This is a genomic window from Streptomyces sp. NPDC031426 (assembly GCF_055581585.1).
The window spans coordinates 130217-147157 of the sequence record NZ_JBVIJE010000002.1 but is presented as its reverse complement, the minus strand read 5'-3'; the positions used below and the strand labels follow the sequence as shown (position 1 = coordinate 147157).

The 16941-nt window shown below is 73.2% G+C and carries 13 protein-coding genes; 8 read left to right on the top strand and 5 right to left on the bottom strand.

What is annotated here, in order from left to right:
- The first annotated feature begins 137 nt into the window (after positions 1–137).
- The 4 genes from ACZ5NH_RS03700 to ACZ5NH_RS03685 all read left to right on the top strand — a co-directional run bounded on the left by ACZ5NH_RS03700 (position 138) and on the right by ACZ5NH_RS03685 (position 4461).
- The gene (locus tag ACZ5NH_RS03700; protein WP_468772818.1) at positions 138–1733 is read left to right on the top strand and encodes a purine-cytosine permease family protein; all 1596 of its coding nucleotides are present in this window, start codon (positions 138–140) and stop codon (positions 1731–1733) included.
- Positions 1730–2401: a cyclase family protein gene (locus tag ACZ5NH_RS03695; protein WP_468772817.1), complete on the top strand. Its 672-nt coding sequence runs from the start codon at positions 1730–1732 to the stop codon at positions 2399–2401. The genes ACZ5NH_RS03700 and ACZ5NH_RS03695 overlap by 4 nt, the downstream gene beginning before the upstream one ends.
- A 126-nt stretch (positions 2402–2527) precedes the next feature.
- Positions 2528–3223, top strand: a complete 696-nt coding sequence (locus tag ACZ5NH_RS03690) for an alpha/beta fold hydrolase (protein WP_468772816.1) — start codon at positions 2528–2530, stop codon at positions 3221–3223.
- Between the two features lie 68 nt (positions 3224–3291).
- A complete protein-coding gene (locus ACZ5NH_RS03685; protein WP_468772815.1) occupies positions 3292–4461 on the top strand; it encodes a lactate 2-monooxygenase in 1170 nt (389 codons plus the stop codon).
- A gap of 64 nt (positions 4462–4525) precedes the next feature.
- Here ACZ5NH_RS03685 and ACZ5NH_RS03680 read toward each other — a convergent pair whose 3' ends face one another.
- From ACZ5NH_RS03680 to ACZ5NH_RS03670, 3 genes are all read right to left on the bottom strand, one after another.
- Positions 4526–6283: an RICIN domain-containing protein gene (locus ACZ5NH_RS03680; RefSeq protein WP_468772814.1), complete on the bottom strand. Its 1758-nt coding sequence runs from the start codon at positions 6281–6283 to the stop codon at positions 4526–4528.
- A gap of 504 nt (positions 6284–6787) precedes the next feature.
- The gene (locus ACZ5NH_RS03675; RefSeq protein ID WP_142219268.1) at positions 6788–7165 is read right to left on the bottom strand and encodes a toxin Doc; all 378 of its coding nucleotides are present in this window, start codon (positions 7163–7165) and stop codon (positions 6788–6790) included.
- A gap of 3 nt (positions 7166–7168) precedes the next feature.
- Complete coding sequence (locus tag ACZ5NH_RS03670; protein WP_388625325.1) at positions 7169–7408, bottom strand: hypothetical protein; 240 nt, start codon at positions 7406–7408, stop codon at positions 7169–7171.
- 176 nt (positions 7409–7584) lie between these two features.
- On the opposite strand from ACZ5NH_RS03670, the gene ACZ5NH_RS03665 reads away from it, so the two are divergent.
- On the top strand, positions 7585–8094 hold the full coding sequence (locus ACZ5NH_RS03665) for a methylated-DNA--[protein]-cysteine S-methyltransferase (protein ID WP_468772813.1): 510 nt from the start codon (positions 7585–7587) through the stop codon (positions 8092–8094).
- 26 nt (positions 8095–8120) lie between these two features.
- Positions 8121–8843, top strand: coding sequence for a 2OG-Fe(II) oxygenase (locus ACZ5NH_RS03660; protein ID WP_468772812.1), 723 nt, complete (start codon positions 8121–8123; stop codon positions 8841–8843).
- Positions 8844–8909: 66 nt separating this feature from the next.
- Here the strand turns inward: ACZ5NH_RS03660 and ACZ5NH_RS03655 are convergent, their stop codons facing one another.
- Complete coding sequence (locus ACZ5NH_RS03655; RefSeq protein WP_468772811.1) at positions 8910–12002, bottom strand: glycoside hydrolase family 2 TIM barrel-domain containing protein; 3093 nt, start codon at positions 12000–12002, stop codon at positions 8910–8912.
- Positions 12003–12267: 265 nt separating this feature from the next.
- Here ACZ5NH_RS03655 and ACZ5NH_RS03650 point away from each other — a divergent pair, with 265 nt between their 5' ends.
- Complete coding sequence (locus tag ACZ5NH_RS03650; RefSeq protein ID WP_468772810.1) at positions 12268–14667, top strand: SpoIIE family protein phosphatase; 2400 nt, start codon at positions 12268–12270, stop codon at positions 14665–14667.
- A 257-nt stretch (positions 14668–14924) separates the two neighbouring features.
- Here ACZ5NH_RS03650 and ACZ5NH_RS03645 read toward each other — a convergent pair whose 3' ends face one another.
- The gene (locus tag ACZ5NH_RS03645; protein ID WP_468772809.1) at positions 14925–15473 is read right to left on the bottom strand and encodes an RNA polymerase sigma factor; all 549 of its coding nucleotides are present in this window, start codon (positions 15471–15473) and stop codon (positions 14925–14927) included.
- Positions 15474–15520: 47 nt separating this feature from the next.
- Between ACZ5NH_RS03645 and ACZ5NH_RS03640 the strand changes: the two genes are divergently transcribed.
- The gene (locus ACZ5NH_RS03640; protein ID WP_468772808.1) at positions 15521–16912 is read left to right on the top strand and encodes a serine/threonine-protein kinase; all 1392 of its coding nucleotides are present in this window, start codon (positions 15521–15523) and stop codon (positions 16910–16912) included.
- The last annotated feature ends 29 nt before the right edge of the window (positions 16913–16941 follow it).

Below are 16941 nucleotides of genomic sequence, written 5' to 3'. Positions count from 1 at the left end.
TCCTCACCGCGGTCTTACCGTCTGCAGACCGCTCCGGGCGACCCCCGCCGGCGCCGCACCACCCCTGCGGCACGGCGGTCGTCCGCCACCGCCGCGCGACCCAGCGCTCCATCGCCGCGACCTCGCTGGAGCCCTCCGTGACCCCTCAGTCCCCCGACTCGCCGACCGCGCCGCCGCCGGCCCTCACCGAGGTCGAGCCCTACGGCGTCGAGCGGATTCCCGACGCGGACCGCACCGCGACCCCGCTGGACCTGTTCCGGGTCGCCTTCGGCGGCGCCAACACCTTCTCCACCTGCGTACTCGGCGCGTTCCCGATCCTGTTCGGACTCTCCTTCCGGCAGGGACTCGCGGCCACCGTCCTCGGTGTCGTCGCGGGTGCGCTGATCCTCTGCCCCATGGCCGTGTTCGGCCCGGTCAACGGCACCAACAACGCGGTCTCGTCCTCCGCTCACCTGGGCGTGCACGGCCGCGTGGTCGGTTCGTTCCTGTCGCTGCTGACGGCCGTCGCGTTCTTCTCCATCTCGGTGTGGAGCTCCGGCGACGCGCTGGTCGGCGGCGCCCACCGGCTGTTCGGCCTGGAGCGCGGCACGCCGTCGTACGTCGTCGCGTACGCCCTGTTCGCCGGGCTGGTCCTCGCGGTGTGCGTCTACGGCTTCCGGTTCATGCTGTTCGTCAACAAGATCGCGGTGACCTCGGCGACCGTGCTGTTCCTGCTCGGCGCGATCGCCTTCGCCGGTGACTTCGACCCGTCGTACGCCGGTGTGTTCACGGCCTCGGCGGACGCGGCGACCAGGTCGATGTTCTGGCCGTCGTTCATCGGGGCGGCCCTGATCGTGCTGTCCAACCCGGTGTCCTTCGGCGCTTTCCTCGGCGACTGGTCGCGCTACATCCCGGCCGGCACCCCGCGGCGCAGGGTGGTCGGCGCCGCGTTCCTCTCCCAGATCGCGACCCTGCTGCCGTTCGTCTTCGGCCTGGCGACCGCGAGCATCATCGCGACGAAGGCGCCGAAGTACGTCGACCCGGCCGCGCCCGACTTCGTGGGCGGGCTGCTGGCGATCTCGCCGAGCTGGTTCTTCCTGCCGGTGTGTCTGCTCGCCCTGATCGGCGGCATGTCGACGGGCACCACCTCGCTGTACGGCACCGGCCTCGACTTCTCGTCGGTGTTCCCGAAGCTCTCCCGCGTGCAGGCGACGCTGCTGGTCGGCGTGTTGTCCATCGCGTTCATCTTCATCGGCCGGTTCGGCCTGGACCTCGTGCAGTCCATCTCGACGTTCGCCACGATGATCATCACCTGCACCACACCGTGGATGGTCGTCATGATGCTCGGCTTCTGCACCCGCCGCGGCTGGTACGACCCCGACGCGCTGCAGGTCTTCAACCGCCGTCAGCGCGGCGGCCGCTACTGGTTCGCGCACGGCTGGAACTGGCGCGGCATGACCGCCTGGTGGGTGGCGGCGGTGATCGGCGTGCTGTTCACGAACATCCCGGGTCAGTTCGTCGGCCCGCTGGGCGGCCTGGCGAACGGCGTCGACATCAGCCTGCCGCTGTCGCTCGCGGTGGCCGCGATCCTGTTCCTGACGCTGCTGCGGCTGTTCCCCGAGCCCCGGGCGGCGTACGGCCCCGAGGGTCCGCGGCTGGCCCGTACCGTCGAGGCCCCGGTGGCCCCGATCACCGGTCCCGGCACCCCGGCGGACGAGGTGTCTCCCGCGCTGGCGGCCGAGGGCGGCCGATGACGGCCTGGATCGACCTGTCGGTGCCGATCGTCACCGGGATGCCCGTGTATCCCGGTGACCCTCAGGTCACGGTCTCCCCCGCACTGCGGGCCCCGGCCGACGGCGTCAACGTCCTGGCGCTCCACCTGGGTTCGCAGTCCGGCACCCACGTCGACGCGCCGTACCACGTCGACGACGCCTGGCCGCGCCTGGACGAACTGCCGGCGGACCGGTTCGCCGGGCGCGCGGTCGTGGCCGACGTGCGGGGACTGCCCGCCCGCTCGCCGATCACCGAGGCTCTGCTGGCCCCCGCGCTCGACGCCCTCACGGCCACACCCGGCGCACTGCTGCTCCTCGCCACGGGCTGGTCGGAGCACTGGGGCAGCGACGCCTACCTCGACCACCCCTGGCTGACCCCCGGGGCCGCCCGGGCCGTGGTCGAGACCGGCGCCCGTACCGTGGCCGTGGATGCGCTCAGCGTGGACCCGAGCCCCCGGCCCGGCGATCCCGACGCGGACCACGGTCTGCCGGCCCATCGGGTGCTGTGCGGCGCGGGCGGGGTCATCGCGGAGAACCTCACCGGCCTGGACCGCCTGGTCGGGGCGGCGGCGGTCGAGGTGTTCCTCTTCCCGCTGCTGCTTCCGGGGGCGGACGGCGCGCCGGTGCGGGCGATGGCCCGGACCGGCTGAACGCCTCGCGGGCTGCCCGGTGGTGGAGTGCACGCCTGCTCGCAGATCCGGCATCGGCCGCGACCGGAATCGCAACTCAGCCGTCTCCAGGCGAAGTTGTCGGATCCATGCGGTACGTTGGCGGCCATGACCGACTTGGTGCTGGTGGCGGGGGCATGGCTGGGCGCATGGGCGTGGGACGAGGTGGCGGCCGACCTGCGCGCCGCCGGCCATGAGGTGCACGCCCTCACGCTGTCCGGGCTGGCCGAGAAGAGGGAGTTGCCCGCCGGGCAGCGGATCCATGTCCAGGACATCGTCGACGAGGTCGAGCGGCTGGACCTGCGGGACGTCGTCCTGGTCGGGCACAGCTACTCGGGCGTGCCGGTCGGACAGGCGGCCGAGCGGATCGGCGACCGGCTGCGCCGCGTGGTGTTCGTCGACTCCAACGTGCCGGCGGACGGCGTGTCGTTCCTCGACGGCTTCCCCAGCGATCACATCCGTGCCGCTCTCGCCGAGCACGAGGGCGTGTGGCCGCTCCTGCCGCCGGCGGCCTATGCGAACCAGGACCTCACCGACGAGCAGATCGCCCGTCTCATCGACGAGGGCACCCCGCACCCGGCCGCCACGCTGACCGAACCGGCCGTGCTGAAGCGCCCACTTGCCGAGCTGCCGGCGACGTACATCAAGTGCCTCCTCGACGGCCGCGATCCACTGCCCGCCGTGGCCGAGGCGCTGCGCGGCGGACGCTGGGAGCTGGTCGAGCTCGACACCGGCCACTGGCCGATGTTCTCCACGCCCCGGGAGCTGGCCCGCATCCTGGACAAAGCAGCCACCCGTCGCTGAGGCCCCCGACTACCCGCCAGTATCGTCGGGCTGCACGCGTACTCAGCGACGAGAGGCGGGACGGCCGGATGGCGAAGCACTGGGCTGATTTCCAGTACGAGATCTATCTGAACGGGATGTCGGGTGCCGTGCCCCGGCTCCCCAGCGACCTGACCCGGCTGGAGGAACTGGCCGAACACCGGCTCGGTCCGGGCCCGGTGGGATATGTGGCGGGAAGCGCGGGCGACGGCAGCACGGCTCGCGCCAACCGGGCCGCGCTCGCCCGGCGCAGGATCGTGCCGCGCATGCTGCGCGACGTGGCCGAGCGCGATCTGTCGGTCGAGGTGCTCGGCCGGGCACTCCCGGCACCGCTGGCGCTGGCACCCGTCGGCGTGCTGTCGATCATGCATCCGGACGCCGAGTCCGCCGCCGCCCGGGCCGCCGCCGCGCAGGGCGTGCCGTACCTCCTGTCCTCGGCGTCGAGCACGCCGATGGAGCAGGTGGCGGAGGCGATGGGGGACGCCGAGCGGTGGTTCCAGCTGTACTGGGGCAAGGACCGTGAGGTGACGCGGAGTTTTCTGAGCCGGGCGAAGGCCGCCGGGTTCTCGGTGCTCGTGGTCACCCTGGACACCCCGCTGCTGGCGTGGCGGCCGCGCGACCTGGACCAGGCGTATCTGCCGTTCCTGCACGGGGTGGGCACCGCCAACTACTTCACCGACCCGGCCTTCCGGGCGGGACTCGCCAAGCCCGTGCACGAGGACCCGAACGCGGCGGTGCTGCACTTCCTCGGCCTGTTCGGGGACGCCGGCCACACCTGGCCGGACCTGGCGTTCCTGCGGGAGCACTGGGACGGCCCGATCGTGCTCAAGGGCATCCTGCACCCGGACGACGCCCGGCTCGCCGCCGACGCCGGGGTGGACGGCGTGGTGGTCTCCAACCACGGCGGCCGGCAGGTGGCCGGCTCGGTCGCCGCCGCCGATGCGCTGCCCCGGGTCGCGGACGCGGTCGGCGACCGGCTGACGGTGCTGTTCGACAGCGGGGTGCGCACCGGCGACGACGTGTTCAAGGCACTGGCCCTCGGCGCGCGTGCCGTGCTCCTCGGCCGGCCGTACGTCTACGGCCTCGGGCTGGATGGACAGGCCGGCGTGGAGCATGTCGTCCGGTGCGTGCTGGCGGAGCTGGATCTGACGCTGGCTCTGTCCGGGCACACCGGTCCGGGGACGGTGACGTCGGCGGACCTGGTCGAGGACCCGGCCTGACCCCGGCCCGCGGAGCGCTCCGCTGGGTGCCACGCAGCGCTCCGCGGGGTGCCGCGGCAGGCCGTCAGGCGTCTGCGGCGCCGTCTCGGCAGGTCGCGCAGTTCCCCGCGCCCCTTCGGGTCGCTGGGCCACCCGTGCCGGCGATCGAGAGGGAACCGGGGCTCGCAGAGGCCACATCGGTCATCCAGCGCTGGCCGGCCGACCCGTCCCGCACCTTGACCACGAGGTCGGCGCCCACAGCGTCGGCGGATGTCGCCAGCCCGAGCGTCCGGTCCCAGCGGGGCAGCAACTCGCCCCGCCCGGTGAGGTCGTAGCGCACGTCGTCACCCCGCTTCGTCCCGGCGTCCGCACAGGTGCCGAGGATCACCACTCCGGCGTCGGCGTGCGAGTCCAGGCACAGCCCCGGGGCGGTCGCGCTGCGCAAGCGTCCGTCGGCCTCGTACGTCCACTGCTGGGTCGGTGCCGAGGAGCAGACGGCCAGGACCGCACCCGCACCGGCCTTCGGCGTGCCCTTGATGTCCAGGCACAGGGCGGCGGCGGCGTTGCGCAGCCGGGCGGGGCGGCCGGTGGCGGGCAGTCCCGCGGTGCCGGTCGCGGTGCCGGGCACGGTGGCCGAGGCGGGCGGGGACTGGCCGCCGGCGCTGCCGGGGACGGTGCTGGTGGAGGCGACCGGGTCGGTGCCGTCGCCGCCGTCCGGCCACACACTGATCGCGAGGACGGTCGCGAGCAGTCCGGCCGAGGCCACGCCGACTCCGGTCAGCAGCGTCCTGGACGACCAGGCGGTGCCGGGGACCCGGGCCGGCTGTCCGGGCTCGCCGCCGTGGCGCCGGCCGCGGGAGACGGAGATCCGGGTCCGGGGTTCGCCGTCGGCGCGCCGCCCGGTGCCGGGCAGGGCGACACGATTCAGCAGACCGGGCTTGCCGCCGCCGCGCCGGCGCCCGCCGGATCGCCGGGAGCCGCCGCGGGTGCGGGCGGTACCGGGGCGCCGGCCGGGACGCGAGTCGAGGTAGCGGCGGGCGCCCCAGCCGAGCACGGCCTCGGCGAGCAGCACTCCCAACGCCGCGTCGGCGTGACCCAGTTGCTCGGCGGCGTGCCGGCAGTAGGAGCAGGCGGACAGATGCTCCTGGACGTCGGGCAGCAGGGCGCCCGCGCCGCCGCGGCGGATCGGAACGTCGAGCAGACGGTTGTAGTAGCGGCATTCCTTGCCGGGCGCGAGTTCCCGGTGGGCGCGTACCAGGCCCTCCCGGAATTTCTCGCGTGCCTGTTCCAGCGCGACCGCCGCACTCTCGATGTCCACGCCGAGCAGTCCGGCGGGAACGGTTATCGGCTCGGCCTCGACCTCGATGTGCCAGAGCAGCGCCTGCTCCAGCCGGGGAAGGGCGTGAAATGAGCGGTCCGAGAGGGCGCGGTTTTCCGGTATCAGGGTCTTCGCGGCGCGCATACCGCGCCCCCCGGCGGGTTTCCCGAGTCCGGGCAGTACGGCGGTGATCCGGTCGGTGCCGGACCAGTTGACGACCGTGTCCCGGACCGCCACGAGCAGCCGGGGCCGCAGCGCCTCCGCGGGTTCGCCGAGCGCGAGCCGGCCGAGCACCTGGTGGAAGGCGGTCGCGGTGACCATGTGGGCGAGCGGCCCGGTCAGGGCCAGGCAGACGACCGCGTAGTCCTGCGCCGGCTGCCAGTGCCGGGACATCAGCAGGGCTGCGGAGCGGGAGGCCTCCGCATCGGAACCGGCCCGCAGGGGACCGGCGAGCGACTCGTCGGACTCCCCGGGGTCGCCGCCGGGCGGCGGATAGGGAGGACGAGGAGGGTGGGGGGTGGGCACTGAGCGGATTCCTTTGGTGCGACGTGCGTTGATGCGTAGCTCTGCGACGCGCGCGGAAGGAATTGGCCGGCGCTCGGCCGGTGAAGTTCTGCAACTGCCGGGAGAACCCCCGGATATTATCCCCCGCACGGTCGTTTCAACCCTTGCACAACTTCCACACGGGCAACAAGGCGCCCGCAGACATCGGCGGTCTTGAAAGAAAGTCAGAAACCGCCCTCCCGCGGGCCCCGTGCAGCGGCTTTCGGTTTTTCACGCGCCCCGTGTGAAGCACGCGCACACGGCGGCGGGGCCGCGCACGCTTCCTGGGTGTGCGGTCCGGTAGTGGACTGGGGCCGGCCTCCTCGGAAAGGCCCCGCGCGGGATGGCGGCTCTCCCGCGCGAAACCGGCCGCCGGCCCCGCTCCTCCCGCCCTCGGCCGGCGGCCCCGCCCACCCTGCCCCGGACGGCGGCCCCGGCGGCTTCCCCCGCCGGCCGGGGCGGGACGGGCGCTGTGGGCCCGCCCGCTCAGATCTGCCAGGACCGCAGCCGGTCGGCCGCGCCGTACACGTCCGTCTTGCCGGAGATCAGATCGCGGGCGAGGTCGACGAGGGCGCCGTAGGGCGGGTCGATGCCCACGCCGCTGACGAACATGTAGGCCACGGCGGTCGCGCAGGCGAAGCGGGCGTTGGCCGCGGGCAGCGGCTTGAGTAGGGCGAGGGTGTGCAGCAGGGCGGCGGCCCGCCAGGCGGGGTCGGAGTCCACGCCGAGCCGGGGCGGATCCACGCGGTGCCGGGCGACGGCGGCGACCAGCGCGGAGAAGTCGTCGACCGCGGGCTGGTCGGGCAGGACCTCCTCGTGGCGCTGGAGCAGCCAGGGGACGTCGATATGGATGACGGAGGGCATGCGTCAGGCGGCCTCGTCCTTCGTGGGGGACTCGTCGTCGGGGAAGGCCGCGGCGAACTCCTCGGCGTGCGCGGCGAAGAACGTGCGGAAGGCCTCGGCGCCCTCCTGCAGCGCCCGGTGCCGGGCGATGTCGGCGGCGGCGGCCTCGCGCACCAGGGCCTTCATCGACGTACCGCGCTCCTTGGCGATCTGCCGCAGGTCCTCTAGTTCCCGTTCACTGAACTCCACATTCAGAGCTGGCATGCCCCTCACGGTACCGCGCGGGTACTTACCCGTAAATATCGGCAGGTCAGGTGCCCTTCCCATCGGTACCTGCAAGATCGCAGGGCCATGTCCGATTCCCGCCGGTCAAGCGGCCCGCACTGCAGCAGACTCGGCAGCGAGGAAGAAGCCGACAGCGCAAACCCAGGAGCCCTGCCATGAGCACACGTACCGTCCACACCCTCCACCCGAGCCCGCTGGGCGACCTGCTGCTGACCGGCACGGTCTCCGCGGCCGGCCTGACACTCGGCTCGCTCGGCATGCCGGGGCAGCGCGGCGCGCCCGTCGTCCGCGCCGAGGACCGCGACGACGGGCCCTTCGCCGAGGCGCACCGGCAGCTGGACGCCTACTTCGCGGGCCGCCGGACCCGTTTCGAGCTGCCGCTCGCCGCCACCGGCACCCCGTTCCAGCGGGCGGTGTGGCAGGCCCTCGACGACATCGCCTACGGCACGACGACCACGTACGGCGAACTGGCCGCCCGGCTGGGCGTGCCGCGCGCCGACCTGCGCGCGGTGGGCCGGGCGCTCGGCGCCAACCCCCTTCTGCTCGTCCGCCCCTGCCACCGGGTCATCGGCGCGGACGGCTCGATGCGCGGTTACGCGGGCGGAGTCGAACGCAAGCTGTGGCTGCTCACGCACGAGGGCGCACTGCAGCCCGCCCTGCCGTGAAGGACCCTGCTGTGAAGGAGGACCTCATGACGTTCACCCCGGCCGAGGCTCGCCGCCGGGTGGCCCGCACGGACTGGGCCGCGCTCGCGGCCGAGCTGGACGAGCACGGCAACGCGCCCACGGGCCCGCTGCTCTCCCCCGCGGACTGCGCCGACCTGGCCGCTCTCTACGACAAGCCGGAACTGTTCCGGACGACGGTCGATCTGGCCCGGCACCGGTTCGGCTCCGGCGAGTACCGCTACTTCACCCATGACCTGCCCGCCCCGGTGGCCGCGCTGCGCGCCGCGCTCTACCCGCGGTTGCTGCCGGTCGCCCGGGACTGGGCGGCCCGTCTGGGCCGCCCGGCGCCCTGGCCCGACTCCCTCTCCGAGTGGCTGGAGCGCTGTCACGCCGCCGGCCAGGACCGCTCGGCGCAGATCCTGCTCAGCTATGGTCCGGGCGACTGGAACGCCCTGCACCGGGACGTGTTCGGCGAGCTGGTCTTCCCGCTCCAGGTGGTGGTCGCGCTGGACGCGTACGGCACCGACTACACCGGCGGCGAGTTCCTCATGGTCGAACAGCGCCCGCGCGCCCAGTCCCGGGGCACGGCGAGCATCCTGCGCCAGGGCCACGGCCTGGTGTTCACCACCAGGGACCACCCCGTGCGCACCCGCCGAGGCTGGTCGGCCGGGGCGATGCGGCACGGGGTGAGCACCGTGCGGTCGGGCCGGCGGCGAACGCTGGGGCTGGTGTTCCACGACGCGACATGAGGGCACCGCGGCCACCGCGGGCCCGCGGCCCGTCCCGGCCGAGGTCTCCGGTGTCCGGCGTTCTGCTCACACATCCAGCCTGCTGATCCGCACCGCCCCCTTCGCCTCTCCCGGGTAGGCGCTCGTGAGCGTCAACCGCAACCGGGAGCCCCGTATCGCGTCGAAGGTGATCACCGTCGGACTGTCCGACGCGGTGGCCCAGTCCACCTTCGCGCCCGTGACCGGGACGAAGGCCCGCCCGTCCCACACCGCCACGCCGGCCTTCGCGGGCAGGGCGTGCGTGGCGTCCACGGTGAAGGAGACCGCCACCCGGTCGAAGGTCCGGGTGCGCCCGAAGTCGACCGAGACCCAGTCCTCGGCGCGGGCGCCGTTGAACGCGGGCAGCAGCGCGGTGGCCGACTTGGCGAAGGCGTTGGACCAGCCGGTGGCGGGGTCGCCGTCGAGCATCGCGGCGGGCGGGGTGTCCGGGCGGCCGGAGTAGCCGGCGTCCGCGTAGGGGTAGTTCGCGGGCGACGGGCGGTCGGGCCGGAAGCCGGCCGCCGGGGTGCGGGCGGTGTCGCGAGCCGGGGTGGTGGGCACGCTCGCCGTGCCGGTGCGCAGTCCGTCCGCCCGGGCGGTGACCGTCAGCGGGCCGGGCTTCGTACCGGAACGGACGATGGCGAGGGCCTTGCCGTGGAACGCGCTGCGGGTGCTCGCCTGGTAGCGTTCGGCGCTCTCCTCGCGGCCGTTGTCGACCCCTGCCAGGGAGCCGCCGGTGACGTCGAAGGTGATGAGGTGTGCCGCGTCGGGCACCACCACGCCGTGAGCGTCGACGATCTCGGCGGTGACGAAGATCAGCGAACGGCCGTCGGCGGCAAGGGAATTGCGGTCGGCGGTCAGCCGTACGACATGCGCGGCACCCGCCGTGCGCAGCACATCGGTGGCGACCACCTTGCCGTCCCGCCGGGCCACCGCCTTCAACTCGCCGGGCCGGAACGGTACTTTCCAGGTCAGGTGCAGCTTGCCCGCGCTGCCGTTGGGGCTGGTGTAACTGCCCGGGTAGGGGCCACCGTGGAAGGTCTTGTCGTCGCCCGTGGCCTCGGTGGTCTCCAGGTAGCCGCGGCCGTCGGTGGTCCGCTTGACGTCGAACTGCCGTACCCCGAGGGACTTTCCGTTGAGGAACAGCTCGACCTGCTGCACGTTCGCGTACGCCCAGACCTCGACCGTGTCGCCCTCCTCGTGGTTCCAGGTCATCGGCAGCAGATGGACCATCGGCTCGGTCGTCCACTGGCTCCTGAAGAGGTGGTACATGTCCTTCGGGAACCCGGCCGTGTCGACCGCGCCGAAGAAGGACGTCTTGACCGGGAAGACGTCGTACGGCGTGGGCTCGCCGATGTAGTCGATGCCGGACCACAGGAACTGTCCCGCGAACCACTTCCGGTCCCGGTCCTTCTTGTGCCCGTACTCGCCGCTCATCGTCCAGGAGGCGAGGTTGTTGTCGTAGGAGGAGGTCTCCCGTCTGCCCGGGGTGTGGTTCTCGCCGGTGTTCAGGTGTGCCGGCTCCTGGTACGTGCCCCGGGTCGAGGTCTCCGAGGAGGACTCGGACTCGAAGAGGAACAGGTGGGGGTAGCGCGCGTGCAGCGCGTCGACCGACTTGGCCGTGTTGTAGTTGAGGCCCAGGCCGTCGAGCTTGGCGAGCATCAGGTCGGCCGCCGAGCCCTGGGCGGGCACGCCGTGGTACTTGTTCGAGCCGATCACCACCGGCCGGGTGTCGTCCGCGGCCTTGATCGCGCCGATGATCCGGTCGGCCATCGCGAGTCCGGCCGTCGAGGTGGAGTCGGGGATCTCGTTGCCGATGGACCACAGGACGACGGCGGGTGAGTTCCGGGCGGCCAGGACCATCTCGGTGGCGTCCCTCTCGCACCACTCGTCGAAGAAGCGGCCGTAGTCGTACCTGGTCTTGCCGGTGCGCCAGCAGTCGAAGGCCTCCACCATCATCACGATGCCCAGCTCCTCGCAGACCTGGATCATCTGCGGCGAGGGCGGGTTGTGGGAGGTGCGGAAGGCGTTGACGCCCATCGACTTCATGATCCGCATCTGTCTGCGGACCGCGTCGATGCTGATCGCGGCGCCGAGCGCGCCCTGGTCGTGGTGCAGGTCGACGCCCTTGATCTTGGTATACGTGCCGTTGAGGGAGAAGCCCTCGTCGGGGTCGAAGCGGTAGCTGCGGATGCCGAAAGGGGTGCTGTAGGTGTCGGAGGTGCGGCCCGCGACGCGCAGTTCGGTGTGCAGGGTGTAGCGGTGCTCCGGGGTCACGAAGTCCCACAACAGGGGCTCGGCGACGGTCAGTTCATGGGTCTCGGTGGCCCGGTCGGAGACGGCGGCCGTGGTGGACGTGCGGGCGACCGTGCGGCCGTCGGGGCCGGTGATCCGGGACAGGACCTGAACGTCCGCCCCGGTGCCGGACTCGTTCAGCACCGTCGTGGCCACCCGCACCAGGGCGCTGCCCGCGGAGACCTCCGGGGTCGTGACGCGGGTGCCCCAGCGCGCCACGTGCACCGGTTCGGTGATCACGAGCCGGGCCTCGCGGTAGATGCCGCTGCCGGAGTACCAGCGGCTGCTCGGCAGTTGGTTCTGCACCTTGACCGCGAGCACGTTCGGCGTGCTGCCGTCGCTGTGCACGAGGCCGGTCAGGTCGAGGGCGAAGCCGGTGTAGCCGTAGGGGTGGCGGCCGGCCTCCGTGCCGTTGCAGTAGACGTACGAGTCCATGTAGACGCCGTCGAACTCCACCGAGATGCGCTTGCCGGCGTACGCGGGCGGCAGGGTGAAGGCGAGCCGGTACCAGCCGAGGCCGCCGGGGAGGAAGCCGGTGCCGCTGGTGGTGCCGTGGTCGGTGGTGGGGGTCTGCTCGATCGACCAGTCGTGGGGCACGGCGACCTCGCGCCAGGCCGAGTCGTCGTAGCCGGGATCGGCGGCCTGCGCGTAGGCGCCGGTGGGATCGGTGAGGCCGCCCGGATCGACCAGGGCGAAGCGCCAGCCGTCCCGCAGAGGCACGGTGTGGCGGCCGTCGGCACCGGCGGACGCCGCGGCGGCGGCCGGTGGTGCGGGGATGCTCAGCAGCGCTCCGGCCGCGGGTGTCACGGTGGCGGCGACCAGAACCGATCGGCGAGTGACCGTCATGACGGCTCTCCCTCATCAGGGCCCAGAAGTACTCACAACTGATCGTGAACAAACAGATTCTGACGGGTCGCCACTCACGATCGTCAAGGGTCCGGAGCCCCGCGACCGCCCCCGTCGGCGCATCGGCCGGATTTCCCCCTTGACCCTGTTCGACCGGTCGGCCAGGCCGGCGGTGGTGGCGGTTCACGGCAAGCCCCGAAGCACTACGCTGGAACACGAGAGGTGCCACCTGTTCACTGTGAGTGTGCGCTTGGGAGCGGCGAGGATGAGCCGGGGCTATCCGTTCGACGACGCGGCGACGGCCCGGGCCGTCATCGACGACGACGGCCGGCTGGTCGAGTGGAACGAGGGCGCGAGGCGCCTGCTCGGTCACCCGCCGGACGCCGTCCTGGGCCGCCCCGCCGCCCGCCTCCTGGCCGAGGACGACATCCCTTCCCTGCCCACGGGCCCCCGCTGGCAGGGAACGGTCGGATTGCGCCACCGCGACGGCCGTACCGTCCCGGTCTGGCTGCTCGCCCACCGCCGGTCGGCGCACGACGGAGACGGCGGCAGCTGGCTCGTGGTCACCCCACTGACCGGCATGGCACCGCCCGCCGAGGACGACCCGCTCGCCTCGGCGGGCCTGATCCAGTCGCCGTGCGCCGTGGCCGTGTACGACGCGGAGCTGCGGCTGCGCCGGATGAACGACGCGATGGCCGAGGTCATCGGTCTGCCGGAGGAGCGCGTGCGGGGCCTGCGGCTCTCGGAGATCGGCGGCAAGCCGCAGAGCGAGGAGCTGGAGCGGGGCATGCTCCAGGTGCTGACCACCGGCAGCCCGCTGGACATGCAGATCTTCATGCGCACCGGTGGCGAGGACCGCGCTCACGCCTGGCTCGCCGGGATGGCCCCGGTCAGGGACGATCAGGGCCGGGTGCACGGGGTGAGCCTGGCCGCGCACGACATCACCGACAACTACCGGGCCCGGCAGCGGCTGCAGCTGGTCAACGAGGCGAGCGTGCGCATCGGCAGCACGCTGGACGTCGCCCGCACCGCCCAGGAACTGGCGGAGGTCTGTGTGCCCGCGCTCGCCGACTTCGTAACCATCGACCTGCTGGACCCGCAGGACTACGGCGGTGAGCCCCCGGCCCGCCTCACCGCGCCGGTCACCCTGCGCCGGGCCGCCCATCGGTCGGTCCTGGAGGGAGTGCCGGAGGCGGTGATGAGGCCCGGCCAGAACGAGGAGTACTCGGCGGGCTCGCCCCAGGCCGACTCGCTGACCGCGGGCCACACGATCCTCGGCTCGGTGGCGGCGGGTGAGACGCAGCCGTGGCTGATCTGGAGCACCGAGCGCGGCGAACGGGTGTGCAGATTCGGCGTCCACTGCTCGATGGCGGTGCCCATCCAGGCCCGTGGGCTCACCCTCGGTGTCGCGGTGTTCACCCGCCACCGGCGGCCGGACCCGTTCACCGCGGACGACCGGCTGCTCGCCGAGGAGATCACCGCCCGGGCCGCCGTCTGCATCGACAACGCCCGCCGCTACTCCCGCGAGCGGGAGACCGCGCTCGCGCTCCAGCGCAGCCTGCTGCCCCGCACGCTGCCGCGCACGGCCGCGCTGGAGGCCTCCTCGCGCTATCTGCCGGCCGCACGGGCCGGGGTGGGCGGCGACTGGTTCGATGTGATCCCGCTGTCCGGGATGCGGGTCGCGATGGTCGTCGGGGACGTCGTCGGGCACGGCGTCGAGGCCTCGGCCACCATGGGCCGGCTGCGGACCGCCGTGCGCACCCTCGCCGACATCGATCTCGCCCCGGACGAGCTGCTCACGCATCTGGACGACCTGGTGGTCAGGCTGTCGGAGGAGTCCGGCGTCGTCACCAGCCCCGGTGAGGCGGGCAGCCCCGGCGAGGTCGGCGCGACCTGTGTGTACGCCGTCTACGACCCGGTGTCCCGGCGCTGCACGGTGGCCCGCGCCGGGCATCCGCCGCCCGTGGTGCTGCCGCCGGGCGGTGTGCCCCGGGCACTGGACGTGCCCGCCGGTCCCCCGCTCGGCCTGGGCGGGCTGCCCTTCGAGGCCACGGAGGTGGAACTGCCCGAGGGCACCGTCCTCGCCCTGTACACGGACGGTCTGGTGTGGTCCCGGGAGCGGGATCCGGAGACGAACCGGGCGATGCTCTACGAGGCGCTCGGGACGTACGCGGACTCCCTGGACGGGACCTGCGACCGGATCCTGCACACCGTGCTGCCGCCGGGCGGCTCCCTGGACGACGTGGCACTGCTGCTCGCCCGCACCCAGGGCCTGCCGGCCACGCAGGTCGCGACGTGGGACATCCCGGCCGACCCGGCGCTGGTGGCGCCGATCCGCAAGGAGGCGGTGGAGCAGCTGGACACCTGGGGGCTGAGCGAGGCCGCGTTCACGACGGAACTGGTGGTCAGCGAACTGGTCACCAACGCCATCCGGTACGGCTCGCACCCCATCCGGCTGCGTCTGATCCACGACACCAGCACGCTGATCTGCGAGGTGTCCGACACCAGCCACACCGCCCCGCACCTGCGCCGGGCCAAGATCTTCGACGAGGGCGGCCGCGGCCTGCTGCTGGTCGCCCAGCTCACCCAGCGCTGGGGCAGCCGGCACACCCCGGAGGGCAAGACGATCTGGGCGGAACTGCCGCTGTACGAGGTGGCGCAGTAGAGCGTCCCGGCGGCGCGGTTCCGGCCGGCCAGCCGGACGGCACCGGGTCCCGGCTACGACCCCCGCCGCCGTGACGGTCGTCCGCCGTCACCCGGCGGCACACGGCGGACTTGCCCCCACGGGCGTGTCCCACACAGGCGCCGGGCGCGAGGGCCGGGGCGGGGGCGCAGCGCCCACCGCCGGCGACCAGCCGTCAGGAAACACCATGTGGCCCGGCCGAATCCCAGCGCGCGGGGCCCGGTCCGGTGCGCAGCGGCTCAGCCGCCCACCAGCCAGGGCCGTACCAGCTTGCGCGCCTCGTGCAGACGGGACTTCAGGGTGCCGAGGGGGATGCCGACGCGCTCGGCGACCTCCGCGTAGTCCAGCTGGCAGATGTCCCGGTAGACCAGCGGCGCCACCAGGTGTGGATGCGTCCGCTCCAGCCGCTCCAGCGCCTCCAGCAGGTCCACCCGGGATCCGGCGATGACGCTGGTGGTGCGCGGGTCGACGGCGTGCGAGGGCTCGATGGCGGCCGGCTGCTCGGCGGCCCGCCGCTTCAGCTCGCGGTACTTCTGCCGGGAGCAGTTGGCGACCACGGTGTACAGCCAGGTGCTGAAGCGGCTGCGGCCCTCGAAGCGGCTGATGTGCCGGGCCACCTGGAACAGCACGTCCTGCGCGGCCTCCTCGGCGTCCTCCCGGCACGGCAGGAAGCGCCCGCAGCGGCGCAGGACCTCCGGCCGGATCTCGGTGAGCAGCCGGTCCAGGGCCGCGCTGTCGCCGGCGGCGGCCCACCGGGCGAGGTCTTCCACCGGCGCCTGGTCCTGCACGTACGGGTCCCCCCTCGAGTCGATCTCAGGCCAGGCATGATAGTCCTATGCACTCCCTGGATCGGATCGGCCGCTACCGTCTCGAACGGCCGCTGGGCACCGGCGCCTTCGCCACGGTCTGGCTCGCTCACGACGACGAGCTCGAGGCCCCGGTCGCGGTGAAGGTCCTCGCGGAGAACTGGTCGCACCGGCTGGATATCCGGGACCGCTTCCTGTCCGAGGCCCGGCTGCTGCGCCGGGCCGGGTCCAGCCGCGTGGTGCAGGTCTACGACATCGGTGAACTCCCCGACGGCAGGCCGTACTTCGTGATGGAGTACGCCGCCGGCGGCACCCTCGCCGACCTGCTGGCGCACGGGCCGCTGCCGGTGGGGCACGCGCTCGCGCTGACGGCCGAGGCCGCCCGGGCCGCCGCCGCGCTGCACGAGGCGGGCATCGTGCACCGGGACATCAAGCCGACCAACGTGCTGCTGCACACCGCCCCGGACGGCACCCGGCGGGTGCTGCTGGCCGATCTGGGACTCGCCAAGAGCCTCGCGCAGGCCTCGGTACTCACGCTGGCCGCGGGCTCGGCGGGCTATCAGCCGCCGGAGCAGGCCGAGCCCGGGGAAGGCATCGACGAGCGGGCCGACGTCTACAGCCTGGGCGCGGTCGGCTACGAACTGGTCACCGGGAGCGTGCCGGGCCCGCCGGGCCGGGTGACACCGCCCCGGCGGCTGCGGCCGGACCTCGGCGAGGACGTGGAGCGGGCGCTGCTGCGCGCGCTGGAGCCGGACCGGGCGCGCCGCTGGTCCGGCGCGCAGGCGTTCGCGAACGAGCTGGACCGGCTGGCGGCGGGGCCGCCCGCGCTCCGGCCCACCCGGCGGCTGGACGGTGTGCGCGGCCGGCTGAATTCGGTGACGCTGGCCGTGGCCGCGGTCCTCGCGGCGGTGGCGGCCGCGGCCACGGTGACCCTGGTGATCCACCACGGCGGCTCCTCGGACCAGGTGCGGGTGACGGACTCGACGGGACGAGTGGCCGTCAGGGTGCCGGCGGGCTTCGGCCGCGAGTTGCGCGGCTCCGGCTGGGACCCGGGCGCGCTGGGGCTCGCCAAGGGCCACGAACCGGGGCTGGTGGTCGCCGACGACCTGAGCCGGTGGCCCGATCTGGGGGCGGCGGTGGACGGCGCGTTCGTCGGGATGAGCGAGCACGGTGACGTCACCGCGCGGGTGAAGGCCCTCGCCCACTCCGGCTGCCGCTTCTCCGGCAGCCGCACCTTCACCGACGCCGACTGGCACGGTCTGGTGCGGGCCTGGAGCGGCTGCCCGGACGGCGGCTCGGTCACGGAGTCCGCCCTGGCTCCGGCGGACGGCGCCGCGCAGCCGCAGGTGTATGTGCAGGTCCGGGAGCGGGGCGACAAGGATGCGACCGAGGAGATACTCCGTTCGTTGAGCGTGACCTGACGGGCGGCTGCAAGAGGTCATGGCTGGGA

What these genes read in the sequence shown, in the direction of transcription:
- ACZ5NH_RS03655 (WP_468772811.1), bottom strand. Translation starts at nt 12,002, where the DNA reads ATGACGGTCACTCGCCGATCGGTTCTGGTCGCCGCCACCGTGACACCC.
- ACZ5NH_RS03670 (WP_388625325.1), bottom strand. Translation starts at nt 7,408, where the DNA reads ATGCCAGCTCTGAATGTGGAGTTCAGTGAACGGGAACTAGAGGACCTG.
- ACZ5NH_RS03665 (WP_468772813.1), top strand. Translation starts at nt 7,585, where the DNA reads ATGAGCACACGTACCGTCCACACCCTCCACCCGAGCCCGCTGGGCGAC.
- ACZ5NH_RS03660 (WP_468772812.1), top strand. Translation starts at nt 8,121, where the DNA reads ATGACGTTCACCCCGGCCGAGGCTCGCCGCCGGGTGGCCCGCACGGAC.
- ACZ5NH_RS03690 (WP_468772816.1), top strand. Translation starts at nt 2,528, where the DNA reads ATGACCGACTTGGTGCTGGTGGCGGGGGCATGGCTGGGCGCATGGGCG.
- ACZ5NH_RS03675 (WP_142219268.1), bottom strand. Translation starts at nt 7,165, where the DNA reads ATGCCCTCCGTCATCCATATCGACGTCCCCTGGCTGCTCCAGCGCCAC.
- ACZ5NH_RS03640 (WP_468772808.1), top strand. Translation starts at nt 15,521, where the DNA reads ATGCACTCCCTGGATCGGATCGGCCGCTACCGTCTCGAACGGCCGCTG.
- ACZ5NH_RS03685 (WP_468772815.1), top strand. Translation starts at nt 3,292, where the DNA reads ATGGCGAAGCACTGGGCTGATTTCCAGTACGAGATCTATCTGAACGGG.
- ACZ5NH_RS03650 (WP_468772810.1), top strand. Translation starts at nt 12,268, where the DNA reads ATGAGCCGGGGCTATCCGTTCGACGACGCGGCGACGGCCCGGGCCGTC.
- ACZ5NH_RS03695 (WP_468772817.1), top strand. Translation starts at nt 1,730, where the DNA reads ATGACGGCCTGGATCGACCTGTCGGTGCCGATCGTCACCGGGATGCCC.